Annotated in this window: 18 protein-coding genes; 9 read left to right on the forward strand and 9 right to left on the reverse strand. The window is 64.6% G+C overall.

Going from position 1 to position 16565, the window contains the following annotated elements:
* Window positions 1–59 precede the first annotated feature (59 nt).
* The 4 genes from ACNJX8_RS28620 (at window position 60) to ACNJX8_RS28635 (ending at window position 4106) form a co-directional block, all read left to right on the forward strand.
* A complete protein-coding gene (locus ACNJX8_RS28620) occupies window positions 60–932 on the forward strand; it encodes a MurR/RpiR family transcriptional regulator (protein WP_249760490.1) in 873 nt (290 codons plus the stop codon).
* 3 nt (window positions 933–935) lie between these two features.
* Window positions 936–2285, forward strand: coding sequence for an aspartate aminotransferase family protein (locus tag ACNJX8_RS28625; protein ID WP_439357538.1), 1350 nt, complete (start codon window positions 936–938; stop codon window positions 2283–2285).
* A 12-nt stretch (window positions 2286–2297) separates the two neighbouring features.
* The gene (locus tag ACNJX8_RS28630; protein ID WP_091895341.1) at window positions 2298–3311 is read left to right on the forward strand and encodes an amino acid ABC transporter substrate-binding protein; all 1014 of its coding nucleotides are present in this window, start codon (window positions 2298–2300) and stop codon (window positions 3309–3311) included.
* Window positions 3312–3467: 156 nt separating this feature from the next.
* The gene (locus tag ACNJX8_RS28635; RefSeq protein WP_439357539.1) at window positions 3468–4106 is read left to right on the forward strand and encodes an aspartate/glutamate racemase family protein; all 639 of its coding nucleotides are present in this window, start codon (window positions 3468–3470) and stop codon (window positions 4104–4106) included.
* Here ACNJX8_RS28635 and ACNJX8_RS28640 read toward each other — a convergent pair.
* Complete coding sequence (locus ACNJX8_RS28640; RefSeq protein WP_128944882.1) at window positions 4103–4747, reverse strand: TetR/AcrR family transcriptional regulator; 645 nt, start codon at window positions 4745–4747, stop codon at window positions 4103–4105. The two genes, ACNJX8_RS28635 and ACNJX8_RS28640, sit on opposite strands and share 4 nt — an antisense overlap.
* A gap of 133 nt (window positions 4748–4880) precedes the next feature.
* On the opposite strand from ACNJX8_RS28640, the gene ACNJX8_RS28645 reads away from it, so the two are divergent.
* From ACNJX8_RS28645 to ACNJX8_RS28665, 5 genes are read left to right on the forward strand one after another with little or no spacing between them, the layout of a single operon-like run.
* A complete protein-coding gene (locus ACNJX8_RS28645; protein ID WP_439357540.1) occupies window positions 4881–5090 on the forward strand; it encodes a ferredoxin in 210 nt (69 codons plus the stop codon).
* 56 nt (window positions 5091–5146) lie between these two features.
* Window positions 5147–6367 (forward strand): cytochrome P450, encoded by a 1221-nt coding sequence (locus ACNJX8_RS28650; protein WP_439357541.1) that lies wholly within the window; start codon window positions 5147–5149, stop codon window positions 6365–6367.
* A 33-nt stretch (window positions 6368–6400) separates the two neighbouring features.
* A complete protein-coding gene (locus ACNJX8_RS28655; RefSeq protein WP_128935088.1) occupies window positions 6401–7723 on the forward strand; it encodes an MFS transporter in 1323 nt (440 codons plus the stop codon).
* A 3-nt stretch (window positions 7724–7726) separates the two neighbouring features.
* A complete protein-coding gene (locus tag ACNJX8_RS28660) occupies window positions 7727–8389 on the forward strand; it encodes a sulfite oxidase-like oxidoreductase (RefSeq protein ID WP_439357542.1) in 663 nt (220 codons plus the stop codon).
* A 26-nt stretch (window positions 8390–8415) separates the two neighbouring features.
* Complete coding sequence (locus ACNJX8_RS28665; RefSeq protein WP_439357543.1) at window positions 8416–9639, forward strand: bifunctional alpha/beta hydrolase/OsmC family protein; 1224 nt, start codon at window positions 8416–8418, stop codon at window positions 9637–9639.
* Window position 9640: 1 nt separating this feature from the next.
* On the opposite strand, the gene ACNJX8_RS28670 is transcribed toward ACNJX8_RS28665, so the two are convergent.
* From ACNJX8_RS28670 to paaB, 8 genes are all read right to left on the reverse strand, one after another.
* Window positions 9641–10720: a YeeE/YedE family protein gene (locus ACNJX8_RS28670; protein ID WP_439357544.1), complete on the reverse strand. Its 1080-nt coding sequence runs from the start codon at window positions 10718–10720 to the stop codon at window positions 9641–9643.
* 117 nt (window positions 10721–10837) lie between these two features.
* On the reverse strand, window positions 10838–11842 hold the full coding sequence (locus ACNJX8_RS28675) for a quinone oxidoreductase family protein (protein WP_439357545.1): 1005 nt from the start codon (window positions 11840–11842) through the stop codon (window positions 10838–10840).
* A gap of 64 nt (window positions 11843–11906) precedes the next feature.
* Window positions 11907–13238 (reverse strand): phenylacetate--CoA ligase PaaK, encoded by a 1332-nt coding sequence (gene paaK, locus ACNJX8_RS28680; RefSeq protein ID WP_439357546.1) that lies wholly within the window; start codon window positions 13236–13238, stop codon window positions 11907–11909.
* A 42-nt stretch (window positions 13239–13280) separates the two neighbouring features.
* Window positions 13281–13730, reverse strand: a complete 450-nt coding sequence (gene paaI, locus ACNJX8_RS28685) for a hydroxyphenylacetyl-CoA thioesterase PaaI (RefSeq protein ID WP_128944890.1) — start codon at window positions 13728–13730, stop codon at window positions 13281–13283.
* 55 nt (window positions 13731–13785) lie between these two features.
* Window positions 13786–14868, reverse strand: coding sequence for a 1,2-phenylacetyl-CoA epoxidase subunit PaaE (gene paaE / locus ACNJX8_RS28690; protein WP_439357547.1), 1083 nt, complete (start codon window positions 14866–14868; stop codon window positions 13786–13788).
* Between the two features lie 131 nt (window positions 14869–14999).
* Window positions 15000–15503: a 1,2-phenylacetyl-CoA epoxidase subunit PaaD gene (gene paaD / locus ACNJX8_RS28695; RefSeq protein ID WP_439357548.1), complete on the reverse strand. Its 504-nt coding sequence runs from the start codon at window positions 15501–15503 to the stop codon at window positions 15000–15002.
* Window positions 15497–16273 carry a 1,2-phenylacetyl-CoA epoxidase subunit PaaC gene (gene paaC, locus ACNJX8_RS28700; protein ID WP_439357549.1) on the reverse strand — a complete coding sequence of 259 codons (777 nt, stop codon included), beginning with the start codon at window positions 16271–16273 and terminating at the stop codon, window positions 15497–15499. Before paaC ends, paaD begins: the two co-directional genes overlap by 7 nt.
* Window positions 16273–16560: a 1,2-phenylacetyl-CoA epoxidase subunit PaaB gene (gene paaB, locus ACNJX8_RS28705; protein ID WP_106942621.1), complete on the reverse strand. Its 288-nt coding sequence runs from the start codon at window positions 16558–16560 to the stop codon at window positions 16273–16275. The genes paaC and paaB overlap by 1 nt, the downstream gene beginning before the upstream one ends.
* Window positions 16561–16565: the final 5 nt, after the last annotated feature.

Below are 16565 nucleotides of genomic sequence, written 5' to 3' on the forward strand. Positions count from 1 at the left end.
ATTTCCGGCAGCGCACGTCAACTGTTGCACCAAACTTCGATTCATGCAACAAATGTTTCATGGCCGAGCCCGCGAAATCCTCGCCGTTGAGCGAGCTGCGTATTGCATTGCCATCGCTCCCGATGCGCTTGCAGGAGGTCGGACGCTTCGTCGCCGCCAACGACTACGACGCCACCACCCGTTCGATGCGCGATCTCGCGGCGGAAGCCGGCGCCGATCCTGCTGCATTCACGCGGCTTGCGAAGGCGATCGGCTATTCGGGCTGGGAGGCGTTGCGCGCGGCGCTGACCGAGGCGCGGCGACCGTCGCAGACCGCGCCCTTCTCCGGCCGCGCAAGAGGCCGTCGCCACGGGCCGAACGCCGATGTCGCGCTCGTCACCGACAAGCTCGAGGCCGAGGCCGCCGGCCTTCCGCGGATCCCGGCACACCCGATCGCAGAAGCTGCCCGCGCGCTGCACGATGCCAAGCGGATCTGGATCGCCGGCTATCGCAGCTGCCGCAGCGTCGCGGAATTGCTGAACTACGAGCTGCGACTGTTTCGGCCCGAGCAGGTCCAGCTCGTCGGTGCTTCCGGGCCCGACGACCTCGATCTCGGCGCGTTCCGGCCCGGGGAAGCCGTCATCGTCGTCGGCTTCCTACCCTACACGCATGCAAGCGTCCGCGTCGCACAGGCGGCCTATCGCGCCGGCGCGACACTGATCGCCATCGCGGATAGCCTCTCGGCACCAATGGCCGAGGGCGCCGACCACGTGCTGCTGTTCGAGGCGGCCTCCTCTCCGGGCTTCTTTCCTAGCCTCACGGGCGCGATTGCGATCGCGCAATCGCTCGCGGCGGTCACGTTCGCGCTCGGCGGCGTTACCGCGAAGAAGCGTCTGGAAAGTACCGAGGCGCGGCTCGCTGCGACCTCCACTTACGTCCCAGAGAAAGGTTGACCCATGGCCGCTCGCACCAGCCGCGTGCTGCACCGCTCGTTGCGCGAAACGCCGCCCAAGGCGATTGGCGGCGAAGGCGTCTATCTCTTCGCCGAGGACGGCCGGTGCATCATCGATGCCTCCGGCGGCGCGGCGGTCTCCTGCCTCGGGCACCAGCACCCGCGCGTGATCGCGGCGATGGCGAAGCAGGCCGCGACGCTTGCCTATGCTCATACGGCGTTCTTCTCCTCCGAGCCGGCCGAGGCACTGGCTGAGGTGCTGGTCGGACATGAGCCTGGCGGGCTCGCCTACGCCTATTTCGTCAGCGGCGGATCAGAGGCGATCGAGGCCAGCATCAAGCTCGCCCGGCAGTATTTCATCGAGCGCGGCGAGCCGCAGCGGCAACACTTCATCGCGCGGCGACAGAGCTATCACGGTAACACGCTGGGCGCGCTTGCCGCCGGCGGCAATGCCTGGCGGCGCGCGCCCTATGCTCCGCTACTCTCGGCGGCATTCAGCCACGTGACGCCGGCCTTCGCCTATCACGAGAAGAGCGAGGGCGAGTCGGATGCGCAGTTCGTCGCGCGCCTTGCCGCCGAGCTCGAGGCCGAGTTTCAGCGGCTTGGCCCCGGCACCGTCGCGGCGTTCCTCGCCGAGCCCGTCGTCGGCGCCACCGCCGGCGCCGTGACTGCACCCGACGGCTACTTCAAGGCCATGCGCGAGATCTGCGACCGCCACGGCGCGCTGCTCATCCTCGACGAGGTCATGTGCGGCATGGGCCGCACCGGCACAACGCACGCCTGGGAGCAGGAAGGTGTCGCGCCCGACATCCAGGCCATCGCGAAGGGTCTCGGCGGCGGCTATCAGCCGATCGGCGCGATGCTCGCGAGCGGCAAGATCGTCGACACGATCCGCGCCGGCTCCGGCGCGTTCCAGCACGGTCACACCTATCTGGCGCATCCCCTCGCCTGCGCGGCCGCGCTCGCGGTGCAAAACGTGATCCGCGAAGATGGCCTGCTCGATCAGGTCAGGGAACGCGGACGACAACTCGAGCAACGGCTGACCGAACGCTTCGGTAATCACCGCCATGTCGGCGACATCAGGGGCCGCGGGCTGTTCTGGGCGATCGAGCTCGTCGCCGATCGCGCCAGTCGCACCTCGTTCGATCCAACGCTCAAGCTGCACCAGAAGATCAAGGCGGAGGCGCTCGCCAACGGGCTCGGCTGCTATCCCGGCGGCGGCACCGTGGACGGGGTGCGCGGCGACCACGTGCTGCTGGCGCCGCCCTATATCGCTTCCGCAGACGAGATCGATCTGATCGTCGACAGGCTCGGCACGGCCGTCGACAACGTGTTGCGTAGTGTCAATCACTGAGGGGAGACTAGCATGATGAGGAAAGTGGTTATCGCAGCGGGCGTGCTCGCGGCATCGACGGTCGTCGCTTCGGCCGCGACGCTCGACACCGTGAAGAGCCGCGGCACGCTGGTGTGCGGCGTCAGCGCCGGCTTTGCCGGCTTCTCCGCGCCGGACTCGCAAGGCAACTACAAGGGTCTCGACGTCGACTATTGCCGCGCCCTCGCGGCCGGCGTGCTCGGTGATCCCAACAAGGTGCGTTACGTCTCGCTGACCGCGCAGAACCGCTTCACCGCGCTGCAATCGGGCGAGATCGACGTGCTCTACCGCAACTCGACCCAGACATACTTGCGCGGCGTGACGCTGGGCCTGCGGCAAGGTCCGATCAACTTCTACGACGGCCAGGGTTTTGTCGTGAAGAAAGATCTCGGTGTGAAGGAGCTGAAGGACCTCAAGGGCGCCACCGTCTGCGTGGCTCAAGGCACCACGCATGAGGTCACGCTGGGTGATTACGGCCGCGCCAACGGCATCGACTGGAAGCCGCTGGTGTTCGACCGCATCGACACCATGTATCAGACCTTCTTCGGCGGCCGCTGCGATGCCATGACCCAGGATGCCTCCGCGCTGGCTGGTGCCGTGACGACCGCGGCGCCGAACCCGGCCGACTACGTCGTGCTGTCGCAGACCATCAGCAAGGAGCCGCTCGGCCCCTTCACCCGCAATGGCGACGAGGTCTGGAGCGACATCATCACCTGGCTGCATTACGGTCTGATCGAGGCCGAAGAACTCGGCGTCACGCAAGCCAATGTTGACGAGATGGCGAAGTCGCAGACGCCCGCGATCCAGCGGCTCCTCGGTGCCTCCGGCGACCTCGGCTCGCGGCTTGGGCTCGACAACAAATGGCTGGTCACGGCGATCAAGGCCACCGGCAATTATGGCGAGATCTATGAGCGCAACGTCGGCAAGGCCAGCACGCTCAAGCTCGATCGCGGCCTCAACGGCCTCTGGAGCAAGGGCGGCTTGATGTACGCGCTGCCGTTCAAGTAGACGGTGCTTAACCTCTCCCCGCCTGCTGGGAGAGGTCGACCGCGCAGCGGCCGGGTGAGGGGGAGCTTCCGCGAGTCCAACTCTCACCGTCCCCGCGGAGACTCCCTCTCACCCCACCCTCTCCCCGCAAGCGGGGCGAGGGAGACGAGACATCCCATGCGCATCGCCCTCATCCACGCCCTCAAGCACTCCATCGCCCCGATCGAGGCGGCGTTCGCGCAGGCGTGGCCCGAGGCGCGGCTGATGAACCTGCTCGATGACAGCCTATCCGCGGATCTGGCGCGCGACGGCGCGCTCACCGACACCATGACCGAGCGCTTCCTGGCGCTCGGCGATTACGCCGTCGCGACGGGGGCGGACGGGATCTTGTTCACCTGTTCGGCCTTCGGTCCCTGCATCGATGCGGTCGCGCGGGCGCATGCGCCGATGCCGGTGCTGAAGCCGAACGAGGCGATGATCGAACGTGCCGTGACCATGGGTAAGCGCATCGGGCTGCTCTCGACCTTCCCGCCGACCCTGGTCTCGATGCCGCCGGAATTTCCTGCGTCCGTCCAAATCGTGCCGAAACTTGCCGAGGGCGCGCTGGCCGCTCTCGACCGCGGCGACCGCGCCACGCACGACCGGCTGATTGTGGAGGCCTCGCGCGATTTGCGCGATTGCGATGTTATCGCGTTGGCCCAGTTCAGCATCGCGGCAACGGCGCCGCTGGTTGCGGAAGCCACCGGCCGCCCTGTCGTGACGACGCCGGACAGCGCCGTCGAGAAGCTGATGAGCCTGCTGACGGCGAAGGCTTAAGCGCCGTTCTTTTTTCGCCGGGCATCCTTGATCGCGACTGCGAGCGCGGCCTTCGTTTCGCTCACGAAATCCTGGACGAGGTCCTCGCGCGTGGCATGTGCGGCCTCGCCGGTGAACAGGCCCTGCTCGGCCAGCATCACCACGCCGTGCAGCGCCGCCCAGATCTTGAGGGCCTGCCGTTCGCGCAAATAGCCGACGGCAGGCACCTCCAGGGCCTCGATCACGAGCGCAAACGTCTCGCGCGTGGCCTCATGCAGCTCGCTGCCCTTGGCGGCGCAGGACACGATGCGCGAGGCGAACATCAGGCGATAGATGCCGTTGCGGCGCAATCCGAAGTCGAGCATTGCCTGCGCCAGCCGCGACAGCTTCGACTGCTCTGACGGTTTCGCCATCGCCGCCCGAAAGGTTGCACTGAGCTGCCGGAACGCCTCCGCCGTCACCGCCGCAAGCAAGGCTTCGCGGTCGGCAAAATGCCGATATGGCGCCGGCTGCGAGACGCCGAGCTGCTTGGCCAGCGCCTTGATGCTGATCGCCTCGGCGCCGCCGCGTTCCGCTTCGCGCAGCGCGGCCTTGATCAAGGCATCGCGAAGATCGCCATGGTGGTAGGTCTTCTCGGGCTTGCGGGCGAGTTGTGAGCGCATGTCGGGGCGAGCCTATAAGTTTGCGCTTGACAGGGGAAGCCTACCGCGAATGTAATAGGATATAACTTATAGAACGCAGATGAGGAAACGCGCCGCCTTCGGGCCTCGCGCGCACACGACCGAGGAAGCCGCAATGACAGAGCGACTGAAGGTTCACGTCGATCCCGACAAATGCCAGGGCCACGCCCGCTGCAAGGCGCTCGCGCCGGAGCTGTTCGAGCTCGACGAATACGGCAACGCCCATGAAGCTGGAGACGGCACCGTCTCGCCGGGACTGGAAGACAAAGCCTGGCTTGCCAAGTCCAATTGTCCGGAGATCGCAATCGATGTGATCGAAGAGTAGCGCGCTTTCCGCGTCGTGCGTGCCTTCAGCGAACACGAGCCCCTGGGGATTCCGAGATGTCCGACGTCAGCCAACCCGCCGCTCATCCGCCCGTGACCGACTGGGTCCATGATTTCGACCACACCGATCCGCAATGGACGGACGACCCCTTCCCGATCTGGGACGAACTGCGCGCCGCAAGCCCGGTCGTGCATACAGAACGCTTCCTCGGCTGCTATCTGCCGACGACCTATGAAGCCGTGCGCGAGATCGCCAACGACACCGAGCATTTCTCCTCCCGCCGCATCATCGTCCGCGACGTGCGCCCGGAGATCGCCAGGAATGCGGCCCCGCCGATCACCTCCGACCCGCCCGTGCACAAGCCAGCCAAGCAATTGCTGCTGCCGCCGTTCACGCCGGACGCGATGAAGAAGCTCGAGCCGAGGGTTCGCGCCATCTGCAACGAGCTGATCGACGACTTCATCGCCGAGAAGAGCGTGGACGCCGCGGCGCGCTACACGAAGCACATTCCGGTGCGCGCGATCGCGCACATGCTCGGCATTCCCGAAAGCGACAGCGATCTTTTCGTCAACTGGATCCACATGATCCTGGAGCTCGGCATCAAGGACGAGACCAAGCTGCTCCAGGCCGTACAGGAGATGAGCGCCTATTTCAGCGGTCATATCGAGGCGCGCAAGACGAAGCCGACCGACGACCTGATCTCCTACCTGATGAACGCCAGGGACAAGGACGGCAATCCGCTCGAGGACTCCCACGTGCTGGGCTCGCTGCGCCTGCTCTTGATCGCCGGCATCGACACCACCTGGAGCGCGATCGGTTCCTCGCTCTGGCATCTTGCGAAAATGCCCGCCGATCGCGAGCGGCTGATCGCTGAGCCCGGGTTGATTCCAACCGCAGTGGAAGAGCTGCTGCGCGCCTATTCCCCGGTGACGATGGCGCGCGAGGTGGTCAAGGACACGACTATTTCGGGCTGCCCGGTGAAGTCGGGCAACATGGTGCTGCTATCCTTCCCCGCCGCGAACCGCGATCCCAAGATGTTTCCGGACGCTGACAAAGTCGTGATCGACCGCCGCGAGAACCGTCACGCCGCTTTCGGCCTCGGCATCCATCGCTGCGTCGGTTCCAACCTTGCGCGCATGGAAATGCAGGTTGCGCTGGAGGAATGGCTGAAGCGGATTCCGGATTTCGCCCTCGACCCGGCAGGCACCGTAACCTGGTCGCAAGGCACGGTGAGAGGTCCCCGCCAGTTGCCATTTCTGCTTGGAAAGGCGATGTAGGCCTCTCCAAACAACGATACGGAGAGGCCGGACGTGACAGAGCAAGCAACGAACCCGGCCTCTGCGTATTTTGACCTCGCCGACGCCGAGCGGCGGATCAAGGCGATCTTCATCGGCTCGATCGGCAATCTCGTCGAGTGGTACGATTTCTACGCCTATACGGCGTTTGCGCTCTACTTCGCTCCCGCGTTCTTCCCTGGTAACGACCCCGTCGTCCAGCAATTGAACGTCGCCGTCGTATTCGCGGCGACCTTCCTGATGCGCCCCCTGGGCGGCTGGTTCTTCGGCTATATCGCCGACCATTTCGGCCGCCGCATCTCGCTGACGCTGTCCGTCGTGTTCATGTGCTTCGGCTCGCTGATCATCGCGCTGACGCCGACCTATGCCACGATCGGCTTTGCGGCGCCGGTGATCCTGGCGCTCGCCCGCGTGATCGAGGGCTTGAGCCTCGGCGGCGAATATGGCGCCAGTGCCACTTACCTCAGCGAAGTCGCCGACCCCAAGCACCGCGGCTTCTATTCCAGCTTTCAGTACGTGACGCTGATCGGCGGCCAACTCACCGCAATCATCGTGCTGCTGCTCCTGCAAAAAGTCTTCCTCACGCCGGCGGAGCTGAAGGACTGGGGTTGGCGTATCCCCTTCGCAATCGGCGCGGCGCTTGCGATCTTCGCTGCGGTGATGCGGCGTGGCCTGCACGAGACCGAGGCGTTCGAGGAGGCCAAGAAGGTGGTGAAGCCGACCGGATCGATCACCAACCTGCTGCGTTATCCACGCGAGCTCTTGCTGGTGGTCGGCCTCACCGCCGGCGGCACTGCGGCGTTCTATACGTTCACCACCTACATGCAGACCTTCGTCAAGCTCTCGGTCGGTCTGACCGAGGACCAGACCACTTTCGTGATCTTCGGCACGTTGATCTTCGCGACCATCCTCCAGCCGATCTACGGCGCGATCTCCGACAGGATCGGACGCAAGCCGCTGCTGATCTTCTTCGGTATCGCCGGCACGCTCGCGACCGTGCCGCTGCTGATGACGCTGAAGGAGACCAAGTCGCCCTTCGTGGCGTTCATCCTGATCTGTGCCGCCTGGCTGTTCGTCGCCGGCTACACCTCGATCAATGCGGTGGTGAAGGCCGAGCTATTCCCGACTAATGTCCGCGCGCTCGGCGTCGGTCTGCCCTATGCCATTACGGTCTCGATCTTCGGCGGCACGGCGCCGGCGATCGCGCTCTATTTCAAGAGCATCGGGCACGAGGAATGGTTCTATTTCTATCTTGCCAGCATCATCTGCCTGTCGCTGATCATCTATGCTACCATGCGCGACACCAAGCACGCCTCCGCAATGCATCGGCACGAGTAGGCCATGGTTGATGACAACGAGCCGCCCGACAGCAAGCTGACGCGCACCAAGGAGAAATGGGCGCGCGAGGGCCGCTTCCTCACGGGAAAGATCACGCGACCGGAGGACCAAAGGCTGCCGCCCGGCCAGCACCTCACCAAGGATTGGCCTGTGCTCGATCTCGGCGTCGTGCCGCCGGTGTCGCGTGAACGCTGGCGCCTCGACGTCTATGGCGCGGTCGATGCCCCCGTGTTCTGGACCTTTGCCGAATTCACCGCACAGAAACAGGCCCGCTTCACCTCCGATATCCACTGCGTGACGACTTGGTCACGCTACGATAATGAGTGGGAAGGGCTCGCAACGCGCGAGCTGCTCGCGGCCTGCCAGCCGCGCGAGGATGCTCGCTTCGTCGTGCTGCATTCCTATGATGGCTATACCACCAATCTCGCGCTGGATGACTTCGCCGCCGAGGACGCTTTGCTCGCCCACAGCTGGTCGGGCCAGCCGCTGTCGGCCGAGCATGGCGGCCCGGTGCGGCTGGTCGTGCCGCATCTGTATTTTTGGAAGAGTGCCAAATGGCTCCAGGCCATCGAATTCCTGACTGAGGACGCGCCGGGCTTCTGGGAAGTCCGCGGCTATCACAACCGCGGCGATCCCTGGGCCGAGCAGCGCTATTCAGGCGATTAGGTTCAACAAAGGACGGGGGAAGTCCAATGCCGACGGAACGCTTTCAATTCACGGGTGAAGGCGGCCATCAGCTTTCGGCCGCGCTCGAACTGCCGGACGGTGAGCCCGCGGCTTTCGCGCTGTTCGCGCATTGCTTCACCTGCGGCAAGGATACGCTGGCCGCCAAGCGTATCTCGGTCGCGCTCGCGGCCAAGGGCATTGCAGTGCTGCGGTTCGACTTCACCGGGCTCGGCTCCAGCGAGGGCGATTTCGCCAATTCCACCTTTTCCTCCAATGTGACCGATCTCGTTCGCGCCGCCGATCATCTGCGCGCAACGCGCAAGGCGCCGTCCGTCCTGATCGGCCATAGCCTCGGCGGTGCCGCGATCCTCGCGGCAGCAGGACATATCCCTGAAGCCAAGGCGGTTGCGACCATCGCGGCGCCGTCCGATCCCGCCCACGTCACCGGGCTATTCAAAGAGCACATCAATAACATCCGCGCGCAGGGCGAAGTGGAAGTCTCGCTGGCGGGCCGCCCGTTTCGGATCAGACGTGAATTCCTCGACGACATCATCGAGCATGAGTTGATGAAGGACGTCACCGGCCTGCACAAGGCGCTTCTGGTGATGCACTCCCCGGTCGACGACACCGTCGGCATCGACAATGCGACCAAGATCTTCGTGTCGGCGAAGCACTCCAAGAGCTTCGTCTCCCTCGACCACGCCGACCATCTGCTGACCAGGCCTGCCGACGCTCTCTATGCGGCCGATGTGATCGCGGCCTGGGCCAGCCGCTACATCGATACCGCAAAGCCCGCGAAGGCGATGGATCTCCCCGAGACGCCGCGCCAGGTCGTGGTGCAGGAGACCCGCAAGAGCAAGTTCAACCAGATCATCTCGGTCGGTCCGCACCGTCTGGTGGCGGACGAGCCTGTGGCTGCCGGCGGCGAGGACGCTGGTCCCGGGCCCTATGATTTCCTGCTCGCAGGCCTCGGCGCCTGCACCTCCATGACCATGCGCCTCTATGCCGACCGCAAATCGTTGCCGCTCGACCGCGTCACCGTCACGCTGAAGCATTCCAAGATCCACGCCAAGGACTGTGCGGAATGCGAGACGCGCGAGGGCATGCTCGACCAGATCGATCGCGACATTGCAATGGAGGGCGCGCTCGATGCCGAGCAGCGCAACAGGTTGATGGAGATTGCCGACAAGTGCCCGGTGCACCGGACGCTGACCTCGGAGATTCGCATCGTGACGAAGGCCGTGGAGTAATTCAAGCGGCCGGCGAACCTGCCCCGGTTACCGCCTCGAAGGGTTGAACGCGCAACGCACCGCGCAGGCCTGCCGTCGTGCCGAGCAGGATGCCGGTGACCGCGACGAATGAGCCCAGCCCCAGCGTCGACATGCCGGTGAGTCCCTGCCCGATCGAGCAGCCGAACGCCATCACGCCGCCGATTCCCATCAGCGCGGCGCCGCCGGCCGAACGCAGCATGTGTCGGGGCGAGGAATAGCCTTCGAGATGGAAACGACCTGTGGCGAGCGCGGTGACCAGGCTCCCCGCAAAAACGCCAGCAACCGTCGCGATGCCGAAATTGAGTGTCAGACCGGTCGAGAGCATGGCGTATTGCAGGCTATCGGCGATCGGCGCGATGAAGGTGAGCGAAGTCACCGGCACCGGATTGAAATCGTCGGCGCCGAGAGAGCCGGTGACAAACCAGCCGGCGGCGACGAGCAGGCCGACGACGACGCCCGCGGCGATCTGGCCCGGCGAGCGACGAAATGCCGGATGCGCGAATGCAAACAGGATCAGCCCGACGACAAGCGCGGCAGCGGCCAGCGCGCGCGAAAGAGCTTCAGCCGGGCCAAGCGTTGCCAGCAGCGCCGGCAGCGAATTGGCGTTGATGGTGGTTTGAGAAGCCTGAACCAGCGCGATACGCGCCGGTGCAATCAGGCCCTTGAGCGTCATCTGCGCGGCAATCGCAAGCACGATCACGACGACGAAGGAACGGAGATTGCCGCGGCCGAGCAGCACCAGCGCCCGCGAGCCGCAGCCATTCGACAGCACCATGCCGTAGCCGAACAGCAGGCCGCCGAGGAACAGCACCGGAGCGGAGAACGTCTGTTGCAGATAGATCGACTTGCCGAGATCGACCGTGCCGCTGCCCACCAGCAATTGGCTGGCGGCAATCGCAACGGCAACCGCCAGCGCATAGGTGCGCACCAGCCGCCCGTCGCTCTGCGCCAGCCAGCCACGCATGCTGCTCATCAGGCAGAAGCCGCTGAGCAGGCCGACAGCGCCATAGATCAGGCCGATGACGAGCCCTGCGAGGATGACGAGTTGCGTGGATTCCATCGGTTGTTCTCAGAACTCTCGCCAATCTCCGTCATTGCGAGCGGAGCGAAGCAATCCAGTCTGTCTCCGCGGGTGCATTTCTGGATTGCTTCGCTGCGCTCGCAATGACGGTGTGTGTTACGGCTTCAGGATCACTCGGTCGCGCGACGACCCAGCGACAGCGACATAAGCATCCCTGGCGCGCTCCAGCGGAAAAACAGCGCTCGCCTTGATCGGGAACGGTTTCAGATGCCCGCTTGCGAAGCCCGGGCCGAGATCACGAAGCACCGCACCGGTCGCAACCGACGAAAGGCCGAGCGTGTCGATACCGACGTAGGTGTGCTGGCCACGGTAAAACTCGAGAATGTTGAACTGCACGATGCGGTCGATCGCGGCGATCAGGATCTGGCGGCCGCGCAGGGCAAGTGACTTGTGCGCCGCCTGGAAGTAGGGGTCGCCGACCGTGTTGAAGACGATGTCCGCGCCTTTGCCGCCGGTCAAATCGCGCACGCGCGTGGCGACATCGGTCGTCGAAGCATCGATCACCTCGAGCGACGCGTTGGTGTGGCCTTCATAGGCCTCCGCTTTGCGCACCACGCCGATCACGCGCGCGCCCTGCCAAGTCGCGATCTGCACGGCGGCCTGGCCGACCTTGCCGTTGACGCCGAAGACCAGAACGGTCTCGCCGGGCTTTGGAATGCCGGCGCGACGAAAGCCTTCCATGGCCGTGACGAAGGGCACGCCGATGCCGGCAGCTTCCTCCCAGGACACCGTCTTCGGCTTCTCCACCACGGCATCGGCTTCGACCACGAGATGGGTTGCGTGGGTGCCGTCGCGGCGGATGCCGAGATCGCCGGAGGAACCGAACACCTCGCGCCCGATCGTCCCGGCCGGCCCGTCGATCACCACGCCGGCGTAGTCACGGCCGGGCGTACGCGGGAAGACAGCATAAGGCATCAACCCCGTTGCGGCTTTGACGTCGGATGGATTGACGGCAGCGGCCCTCACCTCGATCAGGAGATCGTTCGGACCGCGCGTGAGCGTCTGAGGCTCGACCACCGGCGCAAGTGCCGCGGCGTTCTCGGCCTTGGCATTGAGGCGGACGCAGCGCGCTTCGACGGTTTTGGTATCGGCTGGCGACATCGAAAGACCCGTGATTTCTTGCGGGCCTTGTCGCCTTTGGGGCTGGTCAAGTCAATCCGTCAAGTCAGTCCTTGGGCCGCTTGTCGTAGAGCCGCTTGGCCTTGCCGAGCGAGCGCTCCAGCGTGGCCGGCGCGACCACCTGAACCTTGGAGCTGATCCCGATCGTGTTCTTGATGTGGGTCGATACCCTGTCGGCGTGATCGACGAGACCGCGACCGTCCCAGCTTTCGGGACGCGCTTCGGCGATGATCGTCAGCTCGTCCATGCGGCCTTCGCGGGTGAGTTCCAGGATGAAGTGGCCGCCGCACCAATCGGTCGCGAGCAACACCTCCTCGATCTGGGTCGGGAACAGATTGACCCCGCGCAGGATGATCATGTCATCCGAGCGCCCCGTCACCTTCTCCATGCGCCGCATGCCCGGCCGCGCCGTGCCCGGCAACAGCCGCGTCAGGTCGCGGGTGCGATAGCGGATCACCGGGAAGGCTTCCTTGGTAAGCGAGGTGAAGACCAGCTCGCCCTTCTCACCATCCGGCAGCACCGCACCCGTTTCAGGGTCAATCACTTCGGGGTAGAAATGGTCCTCCCAGATATGGAGCCCGTCCTTGGTCTCGATGCATTCCTGCGCCACGCCGGGGCCGATCACCTCGGAGAGACCATAGATGTCGGTCGCATCCATGTCGAAGGCGTCCTCGATCTCGCCGCGCATGGCGTTGGTCCAGGGCTCAGCGCCGAAGATGCCGACCTTGAGCGAGCATTGGCGCGGATCGAGCTTCTGACGCTTGAACTCGTCGAGGATCGCCAACATGTAGCTCGGCGTCACCGTGATGATGTCGGGTCGGAAATCGTTGATGAGCTGCACCTGCCGTTCGGTCATGCCGCCCGAGATCGGCACCACGGTGCAGCCGAGCTTCTCGGCGCCGTAGTGCACACCGAGGCCGCCGGTGAAAAGACCATAACCATAAGCATTGTGGATGATCATGCCGGTGCGGCCGCCGGCGGCGCGGATCGAGCGCGCCATCACGTTGGACCACGTGTCGATGTCGGCCTGCGTATAGCCCACGACGATCGGCTTACCCGTCGTGCCGGAGGAGGCATGCACGCGCACCAGTTTTTCACGCGGCACGGCGAACATGTTGAAAGGATAATTGTCGCGGAGATCCGTCTTCACGGTAAACGGGAATTTTGCGAGATCCGCGAGCTCGCGAAAATCAGACGGATGCACGCCGGCCTTGTCGAAGGCCTTGCGGTAATGCGCGACGTTGTCATAGGCGTGCTTCAGCGACCAAGCCAGCCGCCGCTTTTGCAGCGCCATGATCTCGTCGCGCGAGGCGCGCTCCTGCGCGTCCATCTCGGCGCGATAGGTGTTGCCACCTTCCTTGCGTCTCGTCAGAGCCATCCTCGTTTCCCCACATTGTCGTTTGTTCTTTTCTTTGGTCTCTTATTGATCCTGCGCCGGCAGCCACGTGCCGGGAATGACACGCGAATGCCCGCGGAATTCCGCGATCACGGTGTCGCCTACAGTGACACGCACGTCGTAGATTCCGGAGCGGCCGCCACGGGTGATCTCTCTTGCCATCGCAATCAGGCGATCGCCAAGCTTGCCCGGCCTGATGAAAGTGATCTGCCCCTGCGCCGCGACGACGCGCTCATTGTGCGAGTTGCAGGCAAATGCGAAAGCGGAATCGGCGAGCGTGAAGATGAAGCCGCCATGGGCGATACGCTGGCCATTGACCATGTCCGGCCGCACCAACATCGCCAGCGTCGCAAAGCCCGGGCCGATCTCGACGATCTCCATGCCGAGTCCCTTGGAGGCATCGTCCTCCGCCCACATTGCATCGGCGCAGGCCCGCGCGATATCCTCGGGCGACAAGGTGGCTTTGACGTTCACGCGCTTCTCCCGGGCAAGTGTCTATCCATCATGCTCTGCTGCTTGGCCAAAACTGTCAAACGTGGTCGTAATCGACCACGACCCGCTCCGACGACGGCTTCGCCTGACAGGTCAGGATAAAGCCGGCCTTCAGCTCCCAGGGTTCCAGCGAGTAGTTGATGTCCATCGGCGCCTCGCCCTCGACCAGTTTGGCGCGGCAGGTCGAGCACATGCCGCCCTTGCAGGCGAAGGGCAGATCGACGCCGGCGCGCAGCGCGGCATCGAGGATCGCCTCGTCCGCGGCAACAGGCACGTCGCGGCGCTTGCCGTCGATGATCAGGGACGCGACCGCCTTCGGCGGCGCGTCGGGCGCAACGGCTTTCTTCGGCCGCGGCTTGCCGCCGAATTCGGAGACGAAGCGCTCGACATGGATCCCCTCTTCCGCAATCCCGAGGTCGCGGCAGGTCGCCTCGACGTCCTCGCTCATGCCTGATGGACCGCAGATGAAGACATGATCGACGCTTTCCGCCGGCACCAGTGAACGCAAGAGCACCCTCACCTTGTCGCCGTCGAGCCGGCCATGCAGGATCGGGATATCCTGTTCCTCGCCGGAGATGACGTGGAAGATCGAAAGGCGGTCGATGAAGCGGTCCTTCAGCTCCTCCAACTCTTCGAGAAACATGATGTTGTCGGTGGCGCGGTTGCCGTAGAACAGGAAGAAGCGGCTGTCAGGCTCGCGCACGAGCGTGCCCTTCACGATCGAGAGAATGGGCGTGATGCCGGAGCCCGCGGCAAAGCCGACATGGATACGGCCGGTCTCCGCTGATGGGACCAAGCCGAAGCGCCCCGTCGGCGTCATCACGTCGAGCTCGTCGCCGCATTTCAGCTCGTCCGCCGCCCAGCTCGAAAACGCGCCGCCGTCGACCTTCTTCACGGCGATGCGGATCTCGCCGTCGTCGGGCCCGGAACAGATGGAATAGGAACGGCGCACTTCTTCGCCATCGAGAGTGGCGCGGAGCGTCAGGTATTGGCCGGGCGTGAAGGCATAGTCGCTGGCGAGTTCGCCGGGGATGGCGAAGGTCATCGAGATGGCATCCGAGGCCTCGCGGCGGAGGTCGTTGATGGCCAATCGATGGAAGCGCGGTGCGGCTGCTGACATCAGAGATACCCTACACTAGTCTCACCGCCGTCATTGCGAGCGCAGCGAAGCAATCCAGAGTCCCACCGCGGAGATAGTCTGGATTGCTTCGCTGCGCTCGCAATGACGATGAGGTTGGCATCGCACATTTCTCAATGACACTTGAAATAATCGAAGGGTTCGCGGCAGGCCTTGCAGCGCCAGAGCGCCTTGCAAGAGGTCGAGCCGAATTCGGACAAGAGTTCGGACTTGTCAGAGCCGCATTGCGGACACGCGACGGCCTGTCCGCCGAATAGCGCGCGGCGCGAGCTTGAGGCCTGCGGCGGCGCGATGCCGTAGGCGCGCAGCTTCCGGCGGCCCTCCTCGCTCATCCAGTCGGTGGTCCAGGCCGGCGACAACACCGTGCGCACCTCCGGACGACGGAAGCCGGCGCGCTCTAGTGCAAGCTCGATTTCAAGTGCGATCATGTTCATGGCCGGGCAGCCCGAATAGGTCGGTGTGATCGCGACCTCGACGCGATCGCCGTCCAGAATGACGTCACGGAGCACGCCGAGATCGGCGATGGTCAGCACCGGAATCTCGGGATCGACCACACTCGCCGCGGCATCCCAAGCTCGCCGGCGTAGCTCGCTATCGCGTTCCAGCACGGTCACCATGTCAGCCCCGGGAAGGTGCGCTGCATCGATTGCAGCTCGGACAGGAGATGGCCGAGATGCTCGCCGTGCCGGCCAGAGCGGCCACCCTGCTGCATCCAGTCGTTCTGCGGCAGCTCAAGTGTCGCCTCTCTGACGATATCAGACAACGTCGTCAACCAACGACCGCGCAAGCTCGCCGGATCGATGGCAATATCGGCATGGATCAGGGCGCGCTCGGCTTCGTCCACTGCAAACATCTCGCCGGTAAAAGCCCAGAGATGATCGATCGCGGCCTGCGCCCGGGCGTGGCTTTCGTCCGTACCGTCGCCGAGCCGGATGATCCACTCCGACGCATGGCGCAGATGATAGGCGCTCTCTTTCTCCGACTTGGCCGCAATGGCGGCAAGCGTCGTATCGCGCGAGGTCATCATCGCGCGCCAATAGAGGTCGGCGAAAGCGGAATAGAAGAACTGCCGCACCAGCGTCTGGGCGAAATCGCCGTTCGGCTGTTCGACCAGCAGTAGGTTACGGTATTGCCTGACGTCGCGCAGATAAGCGAGTTTGTCCTCGTCGTTGTCCTTGCCTTCGACCTTGGCGGCGTAAGTGTAAAGCTCGCGCGCCTGGCCGATCAGGTCGAGCGCGATGTTGGACAGTGCCATGTCCTCTTCCAACATCGGCGCGTGCCCGCACCATTCCGACAACCGGTGGCCGAGGATCAGCGCATCATCGGCGCGGCGCAGCGCGTAGCGCACCAGCGGCGTTTCGGAGACCTGGATGTTGGCGGCTGGCATCACATGTGCCCCACTTCTTCGGGCACCTCATAAAAGGTCGGGTGCCGATAGATCTTCGACTCCGCCGGTTCGAACATCATGCCCTTGTCGGCCGGATCGCTCGCGGTGATCGCGGTGGACGGCACGACCCAGATCGACAGGCCCTCGCCGCGGCGGGTGTAGATGTCGCGGGCAGCCTGCAGCGCCATCGTCGCGTCGCTCGCATGCAGCGACCCGACATGCTTGTGCGCAAGCCCGTTGCGGCTGCGAATGAAGACTTCCCACAGCGGCGTGTTCGGCGTGGCCATCGTGA

The organism is Bradyrhizobium sp. SPXBL-04, from assembly GCF_051853035.1.
Taxonomy (GTDB): Bacteria; Pseudomonadota; Alphaproteobacteria; order Rhizobiales; family Xanthobacteraceae; genus Bradyrhizobium; species Bradyrhizobium zhanjiangense.